Genomic DNA, 21,608 nt, shown 5'->3' on the forward strand with positions numbered 1-21,608 from the left:
TCAGCTCTCACCCTGCATAATTTGTTCGTTCAGCATTACATCCGAAACCTCTGTATGGTTCGCTTCTGCCAGAAAAATATCATCCATACGTCCCCAGCGAAAATCCGTTAACAGCTGCTCCAACCTCGCGTGGGTTTTGTCCAAATTCAGGTAATGCCGAAAGCGAGACTTGGCACTGGCACCATCAACTTTGGGCTGAGTATGGTCGATTTCCCAGGGGTGAAAGTAGAAGATGCAGGGCTGGCGCTCCTTTTTGTTGACGACATTCAAACACCAGCGTGTAAACCCGTAGGGAAACAACCTGAACCAACCACCGCCTGCGCAATTAATATTCTTACCCATTAATTTCACTGTGGTGATTGGAATTTCCAATATTTGGTGTTCGCCGTAGCGAAAGGGAAAACGCGAAGCCTCAGGCATGCCGTATAAATCGTGTTTGACCGGCGCAATGCTGGAGCTGTATAGGTGCCCGGTTTCAGCCAGTACGTCCAGTGCCCAAAGGTTTTGACTGCCGATTGAGTAGCTAGCGGCTCGGTAACCTTTGACCTGAGTCCCACCCAGGTCCTCTAGGAGCTTTCGAGTTCGATCGACATCCTCGCGAAATTGCATTGGATTCTGATTAACGACCCGGGTATGGTTCCATCCATGGCTGGCCAACTCATGGCCCTGTTCCACTATCCTTTTGAGCATTTGTGGAAATCGCTCTGCAACACAACCAAGGGTAAAAAAGGTAGCATGGGTTCCGGTTTCCGAAAACAGCTCCAGAATGCGATCCGTATTTTGTTCAACTCTATACGATATCGCACCCCAATCTTCGCGATTGATTACGCCTTCAAATGCGGAAACCTGAAAGTAGTCTTCCACGTCTACCGTCATAGCATTGACCAAGGCTCGTTGTGCTTTTGTCGATTGCTGTACTGTATTCATACTTTTTAATTTTACAAACCCGGAGACTTGACTATACTCTTGGCATTGTCGCCGCCTTAAGGATGCTCCGGCTGCTTAGCTGTTCTCATCGAGAAACAGCACTCTCCCCTGCATCCAGCAAGCCTTTGAAGTTTTAGGTTAGTCCTCACGCCCCCTTTCAAAATCAACCGCGGAAAGTGGAATTGACCTGTTTGGATTACTTTAAGTCCATATTGACACTCAGTGTTAAACGATCCTCTTCGTAAGTATCTTTCGCATTTGCGGACTGGCGCTCGGACTCACTATAGTTAACCGATACAGATGTTCTTGAGCCCAACTGATAGCTAACTCCAACGTTTGCTCGAGTTGTGTCGTTATCTTCCCCGAGACGACTGCCCGATTCAGCGGCATCCCTGTCGGAAATATAATATCCGGCGTTTAAGGTGAAATGCTTTGACACACGACGCTCAGCCGATATGGAATAAGCAATGAAGGTGCTTTCTTCATTGTCTTCCTCCCGCGTTTGAACGGAATGACTCGCTTCAACATTGATCGAAGTTCGGATGCCATTAAGACGATAAGCAAGAGTGGCACGTTCATCTACAATCGGATTGCGCGTGTCAGTTGTCAAATTGTTTGCCAGCGACACAGGCTGGCCCGTTACCGGATCAATAGCGTTGCCCTGAGAGTCAATTTGATCCAGCAAGGTTTGATCAACTCTGAGAGAGCGACTGAGCGTCAAGTCTTTATTGTACCTTAGCGAAAACTGGCTTCTCTTGTGGCGATAGCTGATATTCAAGCTATGGTCGTCACCATAAAAACGATCACCATATGCTAACTGCACAGTCGTACGAGAATTTGGCGTCCAATCAAATTGAAGCCGCCAAAACTCACCATCGATAATATTATTTACAGATTGAAAATCGTTGTCGTCTTCGCCCCAGATGAAGGTACTATGTAGTTGACTGCTGAATCGATAGCCGAGACTGAAGCTGCGGGAAGACATTTCAGTGTCATCGCGTGAGCCTGTTGCTACAACGTTTTCATCTCTTTCATCGTATTCGGTTTTGGCATATCTCCCGATGATTCCCCAGCTGATTGGACCAGCCAGTCTCCCACCGACACTTAGGCTTCCAGAATGACGATCGCTGTCTTCTACCGATCTATCCGAATTACGCTGTTGATCAAACCCGAACTTGAGCTCTGCTTTTGCAATATCTTTAACTCGCCAGGTAAGATAAGGATCGAAGCCATAGTGATAAGTGGTATTTTGATTTGCGGTAAAATTGAGATTGTCATCACCGGCGGTCAGGAATGGATTTACTCTATTTTGCTGAACCCTGGCGGACACATCTATGAATGCCAGATTTTCAATGAGTTCTAATTTTCCCTCCGCACTCATGCGAGGATTAAAGTTATCTACGCTGTTAGAAAACGCACCAGCCCCACTCCGGTTCTGCGAACACTGCTGCTGAAGTTCGTCATCCAGATCATTTAATTCCGCCGACACCGAGAGACGAAGTTGTGCACGACCACCTTCGCCTCGAATACTGGCACGAGGAGTCAGCTTATTTACCCACTCTTCAACCTCCTCCTCTTCGTCGAGACAGATATTGCTGGACCTCACCGTACTGACCGTCAGGCCCGCCTCTGTGGTCCAATCGCCTGCCGCCAGGTCAGGAGAAACCGCAGACGAAACCAAACCAAACAGAACCGCCAGGCAGACTGAAGCCCCGTTGGGTAAAGCCTTCGCCCTTTGTTCGGCAGTTCTAGTTCGATTCAGGAGAATCAGGTCTGCTGCCATATCCGTAACCATAGCCATATCCGTAGCCATAACCGTAACCGTGTTTATGCAGAATATTCTGTCGTGTCTTATTGAGGACCATCCCAATAATTTTGTCATGGCCCAGTTGTTGTACGGCTTCCTCCACTGCGCTCTGCGATGTTTGTTCTGCTGCAACCACAAAAACGATCTGCCCGACCAGATTAGCCAGGACCGAAGCCTCGTTCGTCAACAGCAGCGGCGGTGAATCAAAAATAATCACCCGGTCGGGGTACCGTTGTGACAGTTCCGACATCAGGTTGCGCATATTATCGCCGGCCAGCAGTTCGGTGGCATGTTCGTGAACGCGGCCAGCAGGAAGAATTCGAAGCTTTGGAATATCGGTGTGAATCAATACATCGGAGAAGCTTTTGTCACCCCCCTCCAAGATATCGATCAAACCGGACTTATCGTAGGAAATGCCCAGAGTGTGAGCAGCACTGGCTTTAGTGACATCGGCATCCACTAGCAACACCGTGCGATCCTGTTCCATGGCCATACTCATGGCCAGGTTGACGGCTGAAAAGGTTTTCCCCTCTCCCGGCAGGGCGCTGGTCACCATAATCAGGTTGGCATTGTCCACCTGATCCGCGCCCTTCTTCTCGATATTCATCAACAGAGGGCGTTTGATGGTTCGATATTCCTCGGCGATACGGCTGCGTGGCGCATTGGGCGTAATCATACCCAAATCTTCCAGGCGGTCCATTGGCAGGCAGTGAATCTCGGAGGTTGAAGTCGCAGGTACAGAAGAGGTCTCTTGCTGCACATCATCGCCATCAACTTTGAACCCAGACAGCGTCTCCGCATCTACTTCCTGACTGTCACGTAATTCCGGTTGCGAAGGCTGCCTGTCTTTAGCAGCTGTGATCTGATCTGCGCCTTGGGACTCGATCACCGGTTCGGCGTCAGGTTCCAGAACGGGCTGCGAGGCGGCAACGGGAGACTCCTTGACCTGTTGGTCAATTTCTTTCTCCAGCTTCTTAACCGCTTTTTCAATAATGCTCATGTTTTATTCCAGTTACTTCTGCCCTAATGCGCTCTCGTTCGTTGGTTAGGCCATCAATAGCTGATGACCGAGACTGATACCCGCAAATACCACTAGGAGAAACAATGAAGCTGAAGCAAAAACAACTTTTTGGACAAACTCCTGTCTCTGATCCTGCTCAGGAATAATCATGGTCACACACCCCAGAACTGGCAATCCCGTGACTTCCGATAATGAGTTACGATCCGTGAATACCGGGCGCAATAACGACAACAGGAAGGCCAACCCAACTCCAGCTCCCAATGACGCCACCAGCACCATCGAGTTAAGCAGTAATTTGTTGGGCTCTGTAGGTTTAAGGGGAACATAGGGAGGATCAATCACACGGAACTTTATGTCTTCCGCGTTTTTTTCCACCTTCTCCGACAACATGGCCGATTCCCGTCGTTTTAACAGAGCTGCGTGCTGAGCGGAAACCACCTGATAATCGCGATCCAGCTGTTTGAGTTCGACCTCGATCTCCGGAATATTATTGATCGTGTCTTCCAGGGACCGAGCACGCTCGCGGTATTCGTCCACCCGTACCTTCAGCTCTGCTACCCGCGCTTCGGCTTCTACCAGCATGGTACGCAAGGATTGATACATGGGACTGGTATCAAGGCCGGTAAAAGATGGGGATTGAGATTCCATGGCCTGTCGCAACTCGGCCTCACGCTCTTCTTCCAGGGTCTTTATCAGGCCTTTGATCTGCACCACCTCTGGATAGGCATCGGTGTAGTTCAAAAGCAGCTGGTCCAGCTTTCTTTGCAATGCCTGAATACGCTGTGCTATCGGGGATGAGGTATCTCCACTGCCTAAACCCGAAGAAAAAAACATGGGTTCTTCACCGGAAAGCTGTCGGCTCAACTCTTTGCGACGATTCTCCATCTCGTTGTAGGCCAGTTCAGCGTTACTTAGCTGAGCCTTGGCAGCCTCAAGCCTTTGGTAGTAGTTGCCAGTATCTCCTGGCAACAGCCCAACGTTACGCTGCTTAAAATCGGCGAGACGAGCTTCGGCTTCTGACAAACGCAGCTCATAGTCTGCAATCTGCTGATCGAGAAATGCCTGCGCCCCTGAACTGTCTTTTCTTTTTTCGCCCAAAGTGCCTTCAATAAAGATGGTGATCATGGACTGAACCACCCTTTTGGCAATATCACGATCCTCATGGGCAAAGGTCACTCGGTACAGCGAGGTATTGCGAGTGTCTCCCTTTAGGGAGATCGCCTTTTTGAGATCCGCTAGCAGCCGCTCCTCTTCCAGGTCCGTTTTGACGTTCAAATCCAGATCCGCCATTCGCATCAGCTTTTCCAGATTGGGTCGGCTTAGCAGAGTTCGGCTCATCAACGCCACACGTTGATTCAAATCAGGCTGAATCGCCAAGCCCCTGAGCAGCGGCCGTAAGACACTACTGCTGTCCACTTCCAAACGTGCGCTGGCAAGATAGGATTCGGGCAACTTCCAGACCCAGATCCACCCACCAATAGCTATAGCCCAAGCCAGCACCAACCCGGGCCAGCGATAACGCCATATGCCCCACAAGTACCGAAATACCTGGCCGATAATCTCCTGCATCAGTTATCCACTTACCATTAATAAAGACAGACGAAAACCGGGGGACATGCCCCCCTGTTGTTAAACCCCATTGCTGTTGGCAACAGCCACCCGTTGGACAGTCGCTATGGCGTTAATTTTAAAACCATGCTTCGGGGATAATAATAATATCGCCGGGCAACAGGGGCACATTGGCTGAGATATCACCGGACTTGAGCAGGTCATTGAGCCGGAGGTCAAAGGTCGATTGGCTGTCACCAGAGTCGCGACGTACCAACACCGCACTATTGCCGCTGGCAAACTCGCTAAGACCACCCACTTCGATCATCACATCCAGCAAGGTCATATGCTTGCGAAAGGGCACATTCAGGGGCTTTGCCGCTTCTCCCACCACCCGGACCTGCTGCTGGGGAATCCCAGTAAAACCATCGACAATCACCGTCACAATGGGTGTTTTGACGTATTTGGCGTAGGCCTTTTCAATATTGCGGGCCAATTGAGAGGAGCTGACCCCACTAGCTTCCAGATCTTCAACCAGGCGAGTGGTGATCTTGCCGTCCGGTCGAACTTTGACACTGGTGCTAAGTTCTGGGTTGCCCCAGACAAAAATATCCAGAGTATCGCCAGGACCGATCACATAATCGTAGTTTTGGGAAACACTCGGTGGCGCAGATTGATTGGAAGAACAGCCCACCATCAGGGCCACCATTCCCACCACCAACCCGGTGAAAGCTTTTTTCAGTAGAGGTATAGAGTTATACACGCATGATCTCCTTATCCCATCTGGTACTTTAAGTAAGCAATTCTATTATAGTTGTGTCTTTCGCACTTGGCGGGCACGCTGGATAGCCCACTATTAAGAACAAAAGATTATAAAATTCAACAACTTACCACTATCGAAAGCCAGCCTTACCGCCTCTCCACAGTGATTTCCATCGTTATACTGCCTATGACAGCCCAATCTTATCGGATGGCGCATTACTTTGCATGCACCTTGTTACATTTTCGGGACTCACCCCCACATAAAGTCTGTTCAGGCGCCTTTAACCCCAACAAATCGCTCTTAATCATCAACCAAAAGGTGATAAGATTCCATACTTTGTCATCCAATACCTCCCTGGGACACCAACAGCGCCATGTACGAAACGTTTTACGGTCTAAAGGAAGAGCCTTTTCGTCTAACCCCCGATTCGCGCCTGTGCTTTAGCCACAGCAGCTATAAGAATGCGAAGGCCTATATGCAGTATGCCCTGTACAGGGGGGAAGGGTTTGTCATGGTTACTGGGCATCCAGGCACCGGCAAGTCGACACTGATCAACGACCTGATCTCGGAGTTTGATGGCGGCAAGGTGGTTTTCACCAGTCTCTCCTGCACTCAGGTACAGGCCGATGATCTGATCCGATTGATCGCCCTAAATTTCAACCTGGATGGCACCACGGAGTACAAATCGCTGCTGCTCCACAATCTCAAGAATTTCTTCCTTAAGCTTTACAATGAAGGACGCCGCTCCCTGCTGATCATTGACGAAGCACAGGATCTCCCTGCGGGGGCACTGGAGGAGCTGCGTCTGCTGACCAATCTCCAGCAAAACAATCAGCCCTTGCTGCAGATCTTTCTGGTGGGCCAGGAAGAACTTCGCCAGACCGTCCACTCCCCGGCACTGGAGCAACTGCGCCAGAGGATTGTGGCCACCTGCCATCTGGAGCCCCTGGGGGTTGATGATACCGCCGGCTATATCAAATACCGCTTAAAAAAGTCTGGCTGGGAAAATAACCCTGCGCTGGATGAGGATATATTCCCGCTGATTCACACCTATAGCCGGGGCATCCCCCGCCTGATCAACCTGATCTGCAGCCGCCTGTTTCTACACGGAATGGTCGAAGAAAAACAGCTGCTGGAGCAAAGCGACGCAAAACTCGTTATCGATGGCCTGGTTCAGGAACAGCTGCTGCACAATCTGGAAGACCCGTTGGGGGGGAGCACGGTACTGCGCAGCATCTGATCCGCTGCAATTGGCTCGAAAAGGGATATACTCAAGATAATGGATTGAATAGAGCCTATGACTGCCAAACAACCCCCTGCACAAAAAGTCGTCCCTATATTTTCCGGTGGAGGCACCCGCCTGCCCGCGCACATTGGTATTCTGCGCGCTATGGAAGAACTGGAGCTCGGTTTTGACCACCTGGTGGGCGTCTCCGGGGGTAGCATTGTCTCCAGCCTGCATTCCGCCGGCTATTCACTCAATCACATCAAAAAGCTCGCCTTTGATACCGACTTTAATCAGTTTCGCGGCTTTTCACTGATCCGCCTGCTTAAAGACGGTGGCCTCTCCTCGGGCAATGAGTTTGAGCAATGGCTAGACGATCGACTGGAGGGGCGCCAGTTTAAGGATCTCGGCATCAATTTTCATGTATTGGCGACGGACGTCAATGGCGGTGGTCCGGTCGTATTTAACCGCGAACACACCCCGGATATGAAAGTGTCCCAGGCTGTGCGCTTCTCCATGTCGATTCCCCTGCTGTTCAGTTTCAAATCCTTTCAGGACCATGTCATGGTCGACGGCGCCATCTTATCCGAAGATGCACTCTTTAGGGATTGGGCCGGTGATCAGACGCCGGTATTGTGTTTCAGGCTTCGCAGTGAACAGACCGTTAACCGACAGTTTAAGAAACCCCTGTTTCCGCTGCGGATTTACCTGAATATGCTGATTCGCACCTTTATGAACGCCATCTCCCGGGAATATGTGCATGCCGACCATTGGCACAACACCATCATTATTAACACTGGCAAGGCCTCTGCTGTCGACTTTAAAATGTCCCTGGACCAGAAAGAAGCCCTGTATCAACAAGGCTATAAAACCGCCATTGAATTTATCCCCAGAAAAATACAATTAAATCAGTATGATAACGCCGAAGCAGGCCAATAAAACAAACTCAACCTCACTCGCCATTATGACTTTTAGCCTGCCCATCAGAAGCCTCGCGGCACTGGTACTGATTTCGCTGTGCCTCCCGTCTGGCACCCTGGCCCAAGAGTCCAGCCAGGAATACTATGAACACGCGCAGCAGTTGATGTTTTCCCGGGAATATCGCTCCGCATTGATCCAGCTGAAGAACGCCCTGCAGAAAGACCCCGAGCATGTTCCCTCCCTCTTGCTGCTGGGTGATTTGCAGTTACAGCTGAAGCGACCGGCGGCCGCAGAGGCCTCCCTGTTAAAGGCCCGGGTACTCGGTGCCGACCGAACCCTGATCAATCTGAAGCTGGCAAAAGCCTACCTCGACCAGGCGGAATATCGAGAGGTGATCAATAATGTGTCAAGCCGCGGACTCGCCATCAATGATCAGGCCGAGCTGTTGGGCTATCAGGCGCGTGCCTACCTGGGGCTGAACAAGCCGGCCAGAGCCGCGCAGAAGATCGGCGAAGCCCTCAGCCTGACGGATAACGGCCTGCAACCGGCTATCGCCCAAATCACCCTGGCACGCAGGTCCGGAGACCTAAAGGGCGCCCTTCGGGAAGCGGTAAGCCTTACTGACAGGCATTCCCGCAGCGCTGAAGCGTGGAATCAACGTGCTTCCGTCGAGCACACATCCGGCTATCTAGAAAAAGCTATTGATAATTACGACCAAGCGCTGGCTATTGAGCCAGATCATCTTGAAGCAAGGGCTGCCAAGGTGGGCATTCTTACCGATCTCAGCCGCTTTGAGTCTGCCATGATTGACCTGAAGTATCTGGAACAGCGCTTTCCCTATGATCCGAAAGCCGCCTACTTTAGAGCTTTGGGTTACAACCACTTCGCGGAAAACCCTCCTTCTGTGGATCTGTTAAAGCAACTGGAGATTGATGAAGCTGAGAATCCGGACTGGCTGGCAAAGGCGGATCTGGAGCTGCAGAAATGCACCACGGTGATTTCGAAATTACCTGAAAAGAGAGTTGCCGCCGATCGCCAACTGACCATGGTGGCGGCATTGGCCCACTTCAGCCTGGAAGAGTATGAAAGTACTCGTCAGTACCTGGAACAATACCTCAAACAGGGCAGCACCAACCTGGGTGCCAATCGCCTGTTTATCAAGACGCTCATCAAACTCGATGAGCCCAAAAAAGCGATACAGAAGATTGCTCCTGTGCTTGATGCACATCCCAAAGATGCCGCATTACAGCAGCTGCTGGTGGATGCCTACACCAAGGCCGAACTTTATGACCGCGCCACTCGCCTCCTGGAGCGCATGCGCAAGGAAGCGCCGGAGGATCGGAACATTGAGCTTCAACTCGCCCTCAGCCATTTGCGAAGCGGATCCAGGGACCGCGGCCTGACAAGTCTGATGGGCATATTTAAACGAGACCCGGAGAATGCAAAGGTCGGCTATCTTCTGGCGGCGTCACTTCTCAAAGCCAACAGAAACGCCGAAAGCCTGAAGATCACTGAGCAATTGCTAAATCAACAGCCCGATTTCGCCTCGTATCTGAACCTCAGAGGCATTGCCCTGCGAAACCTTGGAAAGCTGGACAAGGCAGCAGCCAACTTCGAGCAGGTTCTGAAATCAGATCCCGAGTCGGTAGAAGCGGGTATTAACCTGGCAAAAATTGAACGGGACCGGGGCCACATAGACCAATCCCGACAACGCCTTGCGGCACTGGCGGCTGCCAATCCCGACAACCCTCTGATTCCGCTGGCACAGGCAAGGCTGGAACACCAGCAGGACAATCTCGACCAGGCCTTGAAACTTAGCGAACATGCCCGCCAGCTGGATGACAGACAGCTGGAAGTAATGGTACTGCTGGTCCAGCTTTACCTCGAAAAAGAAGACTTTAAGAACGCTGAATTAATTGCCATTGAAGCCGCCAACAGCCACAGAACAGATTATGAGGCTCAAGTCCTTCTGCCAACGGTAATGACCGCCGCCGGCAGAACCCGGCAGGCCATTTCGCAGTACAAGAGGATGGTCAAGGAGGCTGGCTTCAAAACGGAGACACTCTACCCACTTGCTCAGCGGTTGCGTGCCGTGGAGGCCTATACCACAGCGCGGCATGCACTTTTCAAAGCGATAGAAGGAACCCCCAACCACCTGCCTTCGCTGGTGGCCTATATTGAAATCGAGATTCAGCTGCGCGAGTATCCCAACGCATTAAAGCGCAGTATTCAACTGACGGAGGAATACCCCAAGCATCCTGCAGGCTACCAGCTGGCGGGGGAAGCCTTGATGCTTTTGCTGCGTCCCGATGAAGCCGAGCGCTATTTCAGCCTGGGCCTTGCGAGAGAATTTCAACCGAGTCTTGCTGTCGGCAAGTATCAAGCCCTGATGGCACAGGGAAAAACAGCCAACGCGACCAAGCATATTGAATCCCAGTGGCGCCGACACCCGGAATCCACCGTGATTGGTGCCGCCTACTCGGAAGCGCTGATACAGAACACCCGCTGGAAAGAAGCCCGGGAAACGCTCGGCCTCTTGTTGGAAAGGAGTCCCAAGGATCCTGACCTGTTAAACAACATGGCCTATGTAGCCAGTCAGTTGAACCAGGAGGACGCCCTTCAATATGCACGGGCCGCACTGTCTGCGGCTCCTAATAACCCTTTCGTCAACGATACGCTGGGTTGGATACTTGTTAAGCAGGGCCAGGCCACAGAAGGACTGAGGTACCTCAGGGAAGCAGCAGCCCGCCTGTCTGGCCATCCGGAAATTCACTACCACCTGGCGCAGGCGTTAAACGACCTGCAACGCTATGACGAAGCGCTCAGTCAGGTTGAGGTCGCCCTGAACCATGCAAATGGCTTTCAGAACCGGCAAGCGGCCGAGAAGCTTCACCGGCGCCTCAAATTACTCAAACGTTAACTCCGTCACTTGTCATTTAAATCAACATGCCCCATAATTGTGCGGATTTTTTGAGGCCGATCAGGCCAATCTGCAAGCAAAGTGCTGTAGCCCCCTGATTTTGTTGGGTTTTTGGCTTGCCAATGGAATACAGGGAAATGGAACATGCAGACCAACCAGAAACGTAAACAGCCTCGCTGGCTCGGCGCTGTCGCCGGCGCCCTCCTTGCCACAGCCTCCGCCTCCTCAAAGGCCGTCGTTACCTATACCTATACAGGTGCTAATTCAGGCACCTTCAGCGAAGCCGGCCACAGCCTCGATACCAGTGGCTGGGCGCTTAGATCAGACGACTCGGTTATCAATCTGACCGCCGACATTCACAAATGGAACGGCGGTATCGGCATTGAGTATTGGGATGACCAGCGCCCTTACAAGAATTATGATTATGAGCACACCATCGACAATTTTGACGACTGGGAAAAGGTGTCTCGCCACTCTCAAGGCTGGACCTCTTCTCATGAATTCGTCATTTTGGACTTTGGTGCTGAGATGGTTTCACTGACCGGCTTTTCTACCGGCTGGACCGAATACAGCGGCGATTTCGACAGCACCATTCTGGCATTTGATGGCAGCTCAGGGGACTACAGTGACCCTACCAGCAAAAGCAGTATTTCCTCCAGCTGGGATACCATTGGCCACTTCTCTTCGATTGGTACGAAAAATACATCCAGCCCGGTCTCCGTTAATGTCGCCCCGGCAAACTCTGCCAACGCAACATTTTCAAGCCACTGGATTATTGGCGCCTATATGCCACAATTTGGCAGCAACGTTTTCGTGGACGATGGCGATGACGGTTTCAAGCTGAATTCGATTTCGTTTATTAGCAAGCCTGAAGACACCGTTCCAGGTGGAGAAGCTCCCTCGCCGGCGACAATGCTGCTTCTGTTGCTGGGGCTGCCTCTGCTGCGCTTACGGGCCCGATAAGGGCCCCCAAACGTATTCTAGAGCCGCCAAACTTCCAAGCCCGCCGCTGCCAGCGATTGGCGGTCCATACAGGATTTGACGTCCACCAGAACCCCTGCATCCGTCACCATGGCCTTTATGGTTTCAGCGTCGAGACTTTTGTACTGCTTATGGGGAACGGCGAGAATAACGGCATCCACCGGCGGCAGGGATTGCAGAGACTCCGCCAGTTTTACACCGTACTCCTGCATCGCCTCTTGCGGCTCCGCCATGGCGTCATGGACATGAACTTCGCATCCGTACTCTTTGAGCTCTTCAATAATATCGATAACCCTGGAATTACGCAGATCAGGGCAGTCCTCCTTAAAGGTTAAACCCAGTACCGCGACTTTGGCGCCGCCGATGACGCTGCCCCGCTGAGCCAGTTTTTTAACCGTTTGCTCAGCAACGAATTTGCCCATGCTGTCATTGATCTGGCGGCCCGCCAGAATCACCTGCGGGTGATAACCCGCCGCTTCGGCTTTGTGAGTAAGATAATAAGGGTCTACACCAATGCAGTGGCCACCGACCAGTCCCGGCTTGAAAGGGAGAAAATTCCATTTGGTGGAGGCAGCCTGCAACACATCGGCGGTATCGATATCCAGACGATGAAAAATCAGTGACAGTTCATTCATCAGCGCAATATTCAGATCGCGCTGAGTGTTTTCGATCACCTTGGCAGCTTCTGCCACTTTAATACTCGCCGCCCGGTGAATGCCTGCCTTGACCACCTTGCCGTACAGGTCAGACAATCTCTCCAATATTGGCCCTGTATCACCCGCCACCACTTTTACGATGGTTTCGAGTCGATGTTCTTTGTCACCGGGATTGATTCGTTCGGGTGAGTAACCGATATGGAAATGCCCTTTTGCAACCACCGTATCCTCGCGCAACGCCCAGGCCATGCCGGAATATTGCTCCAGCAGCGGTACGCAGTACTCCTCGGTGCAACCGGGATAGACAGTGGACTCAAATACCACAATTGCCCCGTCTTTCATATGCTGCCCAACCGTTTTGCACGCGCCTCCCAGGGGAGACAAATCCGGCTGCCGCGCTTGATCAATGGGCGTGGGCACAACCACAATAATAATATCCGCTACCGATAACTCTTTAGGGTCATTGGTGAAATTTAGGTGCGTCGCCTCTCTCAGCTGAGCTTCGTCCACCTCCCCGCTGGGATCATGCCCTCGGCGATAGGCCTCCAGCTTGGTTTCATTCAGATCAAACCCGATGGTCTTAATATGCCGACCAAACGCGGTTGCCAGGGGTAAGCCCACATAGCCCAGACCAACGACTGCAAGAGTTTCCATTCTTATTAATCCAGTTTGCTCAAATTATGAATTGTTCGCCAAATGGGTGGCATACCACTGAAAGGCTTCATCCAAGCCTTCCTTAGGGCCATGGGTTGGCGCATAACCCAGAAGCTGTGCTGCCTTACTGATATCAGCCAGCGAGTGGCGTACATCCCCTTGCCGAAAATCCTGATAGTCAGGATCCAGCTTATAGCCACTTTGCAGGTATCCATCGACCAGGTGACGCATATGGGCATGCAACTCGTTCAAGGTGGTTCTGGCTCCGTAGGCGACATTGTAAACCTGGTTGATGGCGTCGGCTTGATCCGCCGTTGCCGCCAGTATATTGGCCTGTACCGTGTTGCGGATATAACAGAAATCCCGCGAGGTTTCACCGTCACCATTAATCTGGCAGGGTTGCCCGGTCAACATCAGCTCGAACCACTTGGGTATTACCGCTGCGTAAGCGCCTTTGGGATTCTGCCGAGGCCCAAACACATTAAAATACCTCAATCCAATAAGCTCCATACCGTAGGTTTTTGCAAACACATCGGCGTAGAGTTCATTGACATACTTGGTGACCGCATAGGGTGAAAGGGGTTTGCCGATGCGGTCCTCTACTTTCGGTAATCCGGGGTGGTCACCGTATGTGGAGGAAGAGGCCGCATACACAAATCGTTTTACCCCTTCCTTCTCGCTGGCCACCAACATATTAACGAAACCATCGATATTGGCGGCGTTGGTGCCAATTGGATTCTCTATGGAGCGGGGAACACTTCCCAGCGCAGCCTGATGCAGCACGAAATCAACACCGTTGACCGCCCGCTGGCAGTCTTCCAACTGGCAAATATCGCCCTCAATAAAGGTAAAACGATCCCAGGCATCCTCGCCCACAACTTCCTGAACACTATCCAGGTTGTCTTGACTGCCCGTTGAAAAATTATCCAGCCCAACCACTCGCTGATTAGCGTTAAGCAGCGTTTCCAGCAAATTCGAGCCAATAAAGCCCGCCACCCCCGTCACCAGCCAACAGCGGGGATTGGCGCGTAAGTCATCCAGCGTTTTTTCGTAGGACATTTGTCATCCTGCCTTCATTTTCCTTGATCACTCCGGTCATCCAACCTCTGCGGAAACACCAAGGCTGGTAGATTACTGCCCCTCAAGTCATCTACAATGCTTTGGGAACAGGTACTATATTCCGGATAATACACGTTTCAAAGGCATAATAATTGTTAACCGGTGACCGGTTTCCATCCGGACCGAAATCGCCGACCCGTCGACATCCAATAAATGGCAAACTCAGAAAATGGAGACCTGGATCCCATGCAGCCCAACACCTCCATTACCAGTCTCTTCAAGGACTGAACAATGCCGCTGACCGTGCAATTTTATGCGTTTTTACTGGCATTGATTGGCTATCTGCTGCTCAGCGGTTTGCTGGCAATCTCCTATCTCGGCAGGCCTCGGGCCAGGGTCTTCTTATTGGCCACAGGGGTCACCGGTCTATGGGCCGGTGCAGAAGCCCTCAGGACTCTGGACGTTGCTATGCCGCCGGAATGGTTCAGTGTCGCAGAACTGATGCGCAATGTGGCGTGGTTGTTCTTCCTGTACAGTCTGATCAACGATGAGTCAGATGATGACCTGGAAACGCCCCTGCCAATGACGCGTGTCTGGATTGGGGGCACGGTACTGGGTATTTGCGTTCTTTTGCTGCTGCCCGTGATAGCAGAACAATTGGAACTGTCCGCAAAATCCCTGGCACTGGTAAGCGATTTAAAGTTTGTGGTCTGGCTGGGGATGAGCATCGCGGTTCTGGTCGTCACTGAACAGCTTATCCGCCACTCTAATGCCGAGCAGCGCTGGTCGTTGAAATACCTTTGCCTCGGCACCGGCAGTATCTATGCCGTCGACTTCTATATTTACGCAGACGCGCTTCTGTTTAAACATGTGAACCCTGAGCTGCAATCATTGCGCGCCATTGCAGGTATCATGGCCATTCCTCTGTTTGCCATCACAGCGGCACGCAGCAGTTCTCTTCAATCCCGCATCCACGTCTCCCGTCATATCGTCTTCCACTCATTCGCGGTGGTGGCGAGCGGCATTTATCTGATTGCGATGGCCGCCGCGGGATATTACATCCGCTATTTTGGCGGTATCTGGGGTGGGTTTCTGCAGCTGGTCTTTCTACTGGGGGCCGGGCTGCTGCTGGCCACCCTATTGTTTTCCGAGAAAATCCGGATGCAGCTGAGAGTTTTTCTCAGCAAGCACTTCTTCAGCTACAAATATGACTATCGTCAAGAGTGGCTGCGATTCACCGACAACTTGGCGAATATGGGCGGCAAGGTACCAGACCGCACCTGCCAGGCCATTGCTGAGCTGATTCAGAGCCCAGGAGCCCTGCTTTGGACAAAGAGCCACCAGGGCGACTATGAATTGGCCAGCAATTGGAATATGGCGGAGCCCGAAACGCCGCCGGGGCGACTCAATCAGGATCTGAAATCCGTCGTTCAGTTTCTTCAATCCTCCTATTGGGTGGTCGACCTGGAAGAATACAGCGAGTACCCGCAACGATATGAACAATTGGAGCTGCCAACCTGGCTGACTCAAATCGACCAGGCCTGGCTGATCGTGCCGCTGATCATCAACAATGATATTCTCGGTCTTATTCTCTTGAAGAAATCCAGCCTTCGGGACGACATCAATTGGGAAGACCGAGACCTGCTGAAGATGGCGGGTAAACAGGCCGCGATTCACGTTGCCCAGTATCGCTCGGAAATGGCCCTGGTTCACGCCCGCCAATTCGAGGCATTTAACCGGCTTTCCGCCTATGTTATGCACGATCTGAAGAATATTCTCGCTCAACAATCGCTGATTGTTGCCAACGCTGCCAAACACAAGAACAATCCGCGCTTCGTTGATGATATGATTCTAACGGTCGAGAACTCAGTCAATCGGATGAACCGTCTACTGGAACAAATGAAACAAGGTGCCCGCAGCAGTGCGACAGCACCTGTCGCATTGAGAGACCTCCTGCAACGCGCCGCTGACAGCAACAATGAACAGCAGCCAACACCCACTTTATTGCTGGACGAGCACCACCCCGTGGTAACCTGTGACCGGGAGCAGCTGCTTAACGTTGTCAATCACCTGGTTCAAAATGCGCAGGAAGCCACGCCGGATGATGGAAGTGTCAGCATCGCCTTGTCAGGAGAGGCCCACCAGGCCCACATCGATATCATTGACAATGGCTGCGGCATGACACCCGGGTTTGTTCGAGAGCGCCTTTTCAAACCTTTCGATACCACCAAGGGCCTGACCGGCATGGGCATTGGCGCCTTCGAAAGTCGCAACTACATCCAGTCGCTGAACGGCAGCCTTAGTGTGGACAGCGAAGTGGGGCAAGGTACAAAATTCCGGGTTACCCTTCCCTGCGTTGAAGATACGGAACATAATTTAAGTGTACAGCTCAATACAGCCAACGGAATGATGGAATAAGCTGAGGATTGACGACGTGAATGGAAATGAAAAACATCTTTTGGTCGTCGAGGACGATCCGGGACTGCAGAGCCAGTTGCGTTGGTGCTTCGACAACTACGAGGTCACCGTGTGCGGCAATCGGGAAGATGCCATAGCCCAGGTGCGGCGCTTTGAGCCCGGTGTTGTCCTGCTCGATCTGGGGCTGCCCCCGGATCCGGGTGGTGTCACCGAGGGTATGGCGACGCTGCAACAAATCCTGGCCCTTTCCCCTACCAGTAAGATTATTGTGGTGACCGGAGACCATGATCGCAACAATGCCGTTAAGGCGATCGGCCTTGGCGCCTATGATTTTTATCAGAAGCCGGTGGATCCGGATATTCTGCAATTGATGGTGGATCGCGCCTACCATGTGTTTGAGCTGGAGAATGAAAACCGCCAGTATCAAATGCTGCACAAGGATATGCCCCTGGAGGGCGTTATCGCCGCCAGCAGTGCCATGCTCAAAGTTTGCCGCACCATCGAGAAAGTCGCTCCCTCGGACATCACCACGCTGCTGCTGGGTGCCAGCGGTACCGGAAAAGAAGTATTTGCCAGGGCCCTGCACGACCTCAGCCCCAGAGCCAAGCAGAAAATGGTCGCCATTAACTGCGCGGCCATTCCTGAAAACCTGCTGGAAAGCGAGCTGTTTGGCTATGAAAAGGGCGCATTTACCGGAGCCGCCAAACAGACCCCCGGAAAAATTGAATACGCGGATGGTGGAACGCTGTTCCTGGATGAAATCGGTGACCTGCCTCTGGAGCTTCAGGCGAAGCTGCTGCGCTTTTTGCAGGAAAGAGTTATTGAACGGGTCGGCGGCCGCAAGGAAATTCCTGTGGATGTACGCATCATTTGCGCAACCCACCAGGACCTGACCACCCACATCAAAGAAGGCCGTTTCCGTGAGGACTTGTATTATCGAATCAGTGAAATCACGGTCAATATCCCGCCACTCAAAGACCGCGAGGGTGACGCCCTGGTGCTAGCCAGGCGCTTTCTGCAGCGTTTTGCACAGGAACAGAGCCGCCCCATCAAAGGCTTCAGTGCGGACGCCATTGCCGCGATTGAAACCTACAGCTGGCCAGGTAACGTGCGGGAACTGGAAAGCCGCATCAAACGGGCTGTGATTATGGCCGACAGCAGCCAGGTCACGGCGGAAGACCTGGAAATTGACCCGGAACAGGAGAATGCAGCGCCGCTCAATCTCAAGCAGATAAGAGAGGAAGCCGAGCGCAAGGCCATTCAGCGGGCTCTGAACCACGCCAACGATAATATTTCCGAGACCGCCAAGCAGCTGGGCATTACCCGGCCGACACTCTATAACATGTTGGAAAAATATAACTTAAAGACTTGAATTCCTGGACTTGAACTTCTGCCTGCAGAAATAAAAAAGGCCCCATTGGGGCCTTTTTTATTTCTGGATTTTTGTGTTCAGAAACTTAACGGGATCCCTTCTTAAACAGAACCACTTCAACGGTTTGAATCAGAATATAAAGGTCGAAGAAAAAGCCGTGATTTTTGACGTAGTACAGATCGTACTTCAGTTTTTCGATGGAATCCTTTTCTGACGCCCCATAGGGATAACACATTTGCGCCCAACCGGTCAGGCCGGGGGGAACACGATGGCGCTCCTTGTAAAACTTATTGACTTCGTAGAGGTCGTCGCAAAACTCCGGACGCTCCGGGCGCGGACCAACCAAACTCATATCACCTCGGAAGATGTTCCACAGCTGTGGAATTTCATCCAGGCGATATTTACGAATAACGTTACCAACCCGAGTAATGCGGGCATCCCCTGCGCAGGCCCATTTAGCCTTGCCGTCGGCTTCGGCATCTGTGGACATACTGCGGAACTTGTAGATGGTAAACTCCCGACCACCCTTGCCGACTCTCTGCTGACGATAGAGCACGGGGGCCCTAACACCACATTCAATCATAATGGCAACAGCCGTGGCCAAGGCCAGCGGTGACAAAGCAACCAATAACAGCGCACTGCCCACCACATCAAACAGACGCTTTTCCAGATAGCGAAAGAAATGGCTGCTAAAGCCCTGGGCATAAATCAACCAACCGGGCTGAATCAAATCCAACTGTATCAAGCCGCCTTCACGCTCAAAGAAATTGAGATCGTCGGATACCTCGATGCCACTCATGCGGCAGTCAAGCAAATCGTCAGTGGGTAAACCCGCTCTCCGATCATCCAGGGCGATAACAATCTCATCGACACGGTTGGCCAGAGCATAGTCCCTGAGACTGCTGCCAAGATCCAATAGCTTGGCGGAATCTACATAACAATGCTGGCAGGAGTTACAGGGAACAAATCCCAACAGATTAAAACCACGCTGATCGGACTTGCGACGCATCTGATCAATATAACGGGCACGCTTGCCAGTGCCCAGGACCAGCACCCGCCGTGGAAGCGCATTACCATCAATATGGTTGTGAAAGGTCGCCCGAACCAACATCAACAACAGCAACGAGACCAGGAAGGCTGCTGTAATACCGTACAGCCCTGGAGTCGGATCAGCACTTATCCCCACAAACAGAGCGATAGGGATATAGGCCATAAGGGATGCCAGAGTCAGCCGAAAGCAGATGCCGGCCAACTCATCACGCTGGCGGGCATCGTATAGCCCCAGAGAAAACAGACAAACCAGCATGGAGCCCATCATTATGGCAATCCAGCTCTGTGACGCTTCCGCCAGGGAAATACTGGCCATACTCAGTGTGGTATAGGCTGCCAACGCAATAATGGCCAGTTCGACCATCATCAGGGCAACCAGCTCAATATGGACGTAATGCCCCAATAAGCGGAATTTGCCCCGGAAAAAGTGCATCCTCGGATAGTCAACCGAGCCGTGACGCCCACGTCTGGCAGTCGGCTTGGTGGCTTCCTGACGAAGCTTTTCTTTGTTAATTGGGGACGAAGGGGCTGGCGCCTCTATGATCTGGGCAGCAACATCCCTGGATTCCGTGCTGAGGTTAACTCTCGTATTTGCCATGCTTCCACTCCGATTAAAGCCAGCTTAGCCATCCCTGACTCTTATAAATACCAGTTATAAGTGTCGCGCTTCATAATCCCCCAGCAACTGCTAATTCCCTGGGCGAAAAACCTACCCTCACCCCTATATTGGATGATTTAGCAGTCAAAAAGAAAATTTAGGCGTCAATGGCGATCAAACTTACTATAGTTTAGGCGCGTAAATTTACCAACCATTTTTTAAGGCTTATATCCTAATCGTTTAATAAGACAGAATGAATAACGAATTAGCTGCCAAGTAAAACGATTCGAAATAAGATCTCTCAAATTGTAAAGAAATCGGACATAAAACCGAGCTACAACGGAGAATCCGCCAGGGCTTTGGGGGGAGTGACCTCCTTCGGTTCCTGCACGAAGCGAATGACATTGGCCCCGTAATCCAGACTTCCTTCGGATTTTTTCAACTCCAACACCTGTCGAACTTCGTCCTCCCTGACCCTCGCTGTGCGCGCCAATTGCGCGGGGCCGATTCTAACCGAGCGGGTTCCCGGATATTTTCGATCCGGGGTGGCCGATTGCCATAATTGGTTGAGCGCGAAGACCACGCGACTGGTCTGGGGCGCAAAGGCCTGAACCATGGCCAGATTGTCCGTTTCCCTGACCCGTTTGGCGAAATGCCTGAGCAGCTGCAGTAAATGATCCGGATTGCGCTTGAGCGTGTCGAACATATGTTCACGCCCAATACAGATGATTTCGCTGCTCACTAACGCTGTTGCTCTGGCTGCGCGCTTTTCGCCGTCAAACACCGACAGCTCACCAAACAGAGCGCCTCGCGACAGATTGGCAAGCACCATCTCATTGCCATCCGGATCCTCACGGGAGATCGCAACCCAGCCGCTATCCACTGCATAGGTATCTTCGGCATGGTCATGTTCATCGAACAGGACCTCACCCGGGGATAACAACAGGCGCTCAAACTGACCGGAAAAGTTGTCCAACCAAAAGCTGTCCACGTTTTTCTGCAACTCGGAAAACGCCCAGTCAAAGACCTTGTCCATCGGTGCCACAATGGGGATCAGAGTATCCTGAACAGCCTCATTCCACTGCGCCTCACCTACGGCAACGAACCCCATCCGCCCGTACATCGATAGGGTTTCCGCACTGATCGTGCACATAACATGAGTGGCATGGCGACTGTGCATAATGCCAATGGCGGACTTAAACAGAGAAAAGGTGACATTTCTGCGGTTTCGCCAGCCCTCTTCCACCGCCAACATGCTGCAGCAGACAAATTTGGGACAGACTTCTCGCCGGCCGCTATTGGCATTGAAGTATTCATCCATGACCGTTTCGCGGGCACCCGAGAAATCAAGATACTGCTCGGAGGGAAGGCCCACCTCGGAATCTTCACTGACCCGGATGGCGCCAATCGGCGCGCCATTCTCGCAATACGCAATGACGTTTGCCACTCCCGGCATCGCATCGAAGTGGTCCATCATTCGGGGGTTATTGGTGGTAGTCGTACCGAACTTGCCCCGTTCTTCGACAAAGACCCGATGTCTTAGTCGATAGATATCATCAAGCTCATTGGCGCTTCGCGCTACCTTTACTCTAATTGCCATAGTCAGGAAGTAAAAAATGAATCGTGTTCAGCTCATTTGGCACTGGATTCCTTTCACTTTACGTCAATGCGCCTGAAAACCTTTCCGA

Annotated in this window: 15 protein-coding genes; 6 read left to right on the forward strand and 9 right to left on the reverse strand. The window is 52.0% G+C overall.

Features of this window, described 5'->3' with window-relative positions:
* From HBA55_RS26250 to HBA55_RS26270, 5 genes are all read right to left on the reverse strand, one after another.
* On the reverse strand, positions 1 to 927 hold the full coding sequence (locus HBA55_RS26250; protein ID WP_240946299.1) for an XrtA system polysaccharide deacetylase: 927 nt from the start codon (positions 925 to 927) through the stop codon (positions 1 to 3).
* Positions 928 to 1,123: 196 nt separating this feature from the next.
* Positions 1,124 to 2,710 (reverse strand): TIGR03016 family PEP-CTERM system-associated outer membrane protein, encoded by a 1,587-nt coding sequence (locus HBA55_RS26255; RefSeq protein WP_166997563.1) that lies wholly within the window; start codon positions 2,708 to 2,710, stop codon positions 1,124 to 1,126.
* Positions 2,676 to 3,734 carry an XrtA-associated tyrosine autokinase gene (locus HBA55_RS26260; protein ID WP_166997565.1) on the reverse strand — a complete coding sequence of 353 codons (1,059 nt, stop codon included), beginning with the start codon at positions 3,732 to 3,734 and terminating at the stop codon, positions 2,676 to 2,678. Before HBA55_RS26260 ends, HBA55_RS26255 begins: the two co-directional genes overlap by 35 nt.
* Before the next feature lie 45 nt (positions 3,735 to 3,779).
* Positions 3,780 to 5,324 (reverse strand): XrtA system polysaccharide chain length determinant, encoded by a 1,545-nt coding sequence (locus HBA55_RS26265; protein WP_166997567.1) that lies wholly within the window; start codon positions 5,322 to 5,324, stop codon positions 3,780 to 3,782.
* 118 nt (positions 5,325 to 5,442) lie between these two features.
* Positions 5,443 to 6,066, reverse strand: coding sequence for an XrtA/PEP-CTERM system exopolysaccharide export protein (locus HBA55_RS26270; RefSeq protein ID WP_338109460.1), 624 nt, complete (start codon positions 6,064 to 6,066; stop codon positions 5,443 to 5,445).
* A 373-nt stretch (positions 6,067 to 6,439) separates the two neighbouring features.
* On the opposite strand from HBA55_RS26270, the gene HBA55_RS26275 reads away from it, so the two are divergent.
* The 4 genes from HBA55_RS26275 to xdp1 all read left to right on the forward strand — a co-directional run bounded on the left by HBA55_RS26275 (position 6,440) and on the right by xdp1 (position 12,095).
* Positions 6,440 to 7,306 carry an AAA family ATPase gene (locus tag HBA55_RS26275; RefSeq protein WP_166997569.1) on the forward strand — a complete coding sequence of 289 codons (867 nt, stop codon included), beginning with the start codon at positions 6,440 to 6,442 and terminating at the stop codon, positions 7,304 to 7,306.
* Positions 7,307 to 7,363: 57 nt separating this feature from the next.
* Complete coding sequence (locus HBA55_RS26280) at positions 7,364 to 8,230, forward strand: patatin-like phospholipase family protein (RefSeq protein WP_166997571.1); 867 nt, start codon at positions 7,364 to 7,366, stop codon at positions 8,228 to 8,230.
* A gap of 25 nt (positions 8,231 to 8,255) precedes the next feature.
* Positions 8,256 to 11,132, forward strand: coding sequence for an XrtA/PEP-CTERM system TPR-repeat protein PrsT (gene prsT / locus HBA55_RS26285; RefSeq protein WP_166997573.1), 2,877 nt, complete (start codon positions 8,256 to 8,258; stop codon positions 11,130 to 11,132).
* 144 nt (positions 11,133 to 11,276) lie between these two features.
* Positions 11,277 to 12,095: an exosortase-dependent surface protein XDP1 gene (gene xdp1 / locus HBA55_RS26290; protein ID WP_166997576.1), complete on the forward strand. Its 819-nt coding sequence runs from the start codon at positions 11,277 to 11,279 to the stop codon at positions 12,093 to 12,095.
* A 17-nt stretch (positions 12,096 to 12,112) separates the two neighbouring features.
* On the opposite strand, the gene HBA55_RS26295 is transcribed toward xdp1, so the two are convergent.
* Together HBA55_RS26295 and HBA55_RS26300 are read right to left on the reverse strand one after the other, a co-directional pair.
* The gene (locus HBA55_RS26295) at positions 12,113 to 13,423 is read right to left on the reverse strand and encodes a nucleotide sugar dehydrogenase (protein WP_166997584.1); all 1,311 of its coding nucleotides are present in this window, start codon (positions 13,421 to 13,423) and stop codon (positions 12,113 to 12,115) included.
* A gap of 24 nt (positions 13,424 to 13,447) precedes the next feature.
* On the reverse strand, positions 13,448 to 14,482 hold the full coding sequence (locus tag HBA55_RS26300; RefSeq protein ID WP_166997587.1) for an SDR family oxidoreductase: 1,035 nt from the start codon (positions 14,480 to 14,482) through the stop codon (positions 13,448 to 13,450).
* Between the two features lie 291 nt (positions 14,483 to 14,773).
* Between HBA55_RS26300 and prsK the strand changes: the two genes are divergently transcribed.
* Together prsK and prsR are read left to right on the forward strand one after the other, a co-directional pair.
* Positions 14,774 to 16,900, forward strand: a complete 2,127-nt coding sequence (gene prsK, locus HBA55_RS26305) for an XrtA/PEP-CTERM system histidine kinase PrsK (protein WP_166997589.1) — start codon at positions 14,774 to 14,776, stop codon at positions 16,898 to 16,900.
* Positions 16,901 to 16,916: 16 nt separating this feature from the next.
* Positions 16,917 to 18,272, forward strand: a complete 1,356-nt coding sequence (gene prsR / locus HBA55_RS26310) for a PEP-CTERM-box response regulator transcription factor (protein WP_338109461.1) — start codon at positions 16,917 to 16,919, stop codon at positions 18,270 to 18,272.
* A gap of 85 nt (positions 18,273 to 18,357) precedes the next feature.
* Here the strand turns inward: prsR and HBA55_RS26315 are convergent, their stop codons facing one another.
* Together HBA55_RS26315 and HBA55_RS26320 are read right to left on the reverse strand one after the other, a co-directional pair.
* A complete protein-coding gene (locus tag HBA55_RS26315) occupies positions 18,358 to 19,920 on the reverse strand; it encodes a TIGR03013 family XrtA/PEP-CTERM system glycosyltransferase (protein WP_166997591.1) in 1,563 nt (520 codons plus the stop codon).
* Positions 19,921 to 20,254: 334 nt separating this feature from the next.
* Positions 20,255 to 21,520 carry a Crp/Fnr family transcriptional regulator gene (locus HBA55_RS26320; protein ID WP_166997593.1) on the reverse strand — a complete coding sequence of 422 codons (1,266 nt, stop codon included), beginning with the start codon at positions 21,518 to 21,520 and terminating at the stop codon, positions 20,255 to 20,257.
* Between the last annotated feature and the right edge of the window lie 88 nt (positions 21,521 to 21,608).

The organism is Pseudomaricurvus alkylphenolicus, assembly GCF_011683955.1.
Lineage (GTDB): Bacteria > Pseudomonadota > Gammaproteobacteria > Pseudomonadales > Cellvibrionaceae > Pseudomaricurvus > Pseudomaricurvus alkylphenolicus.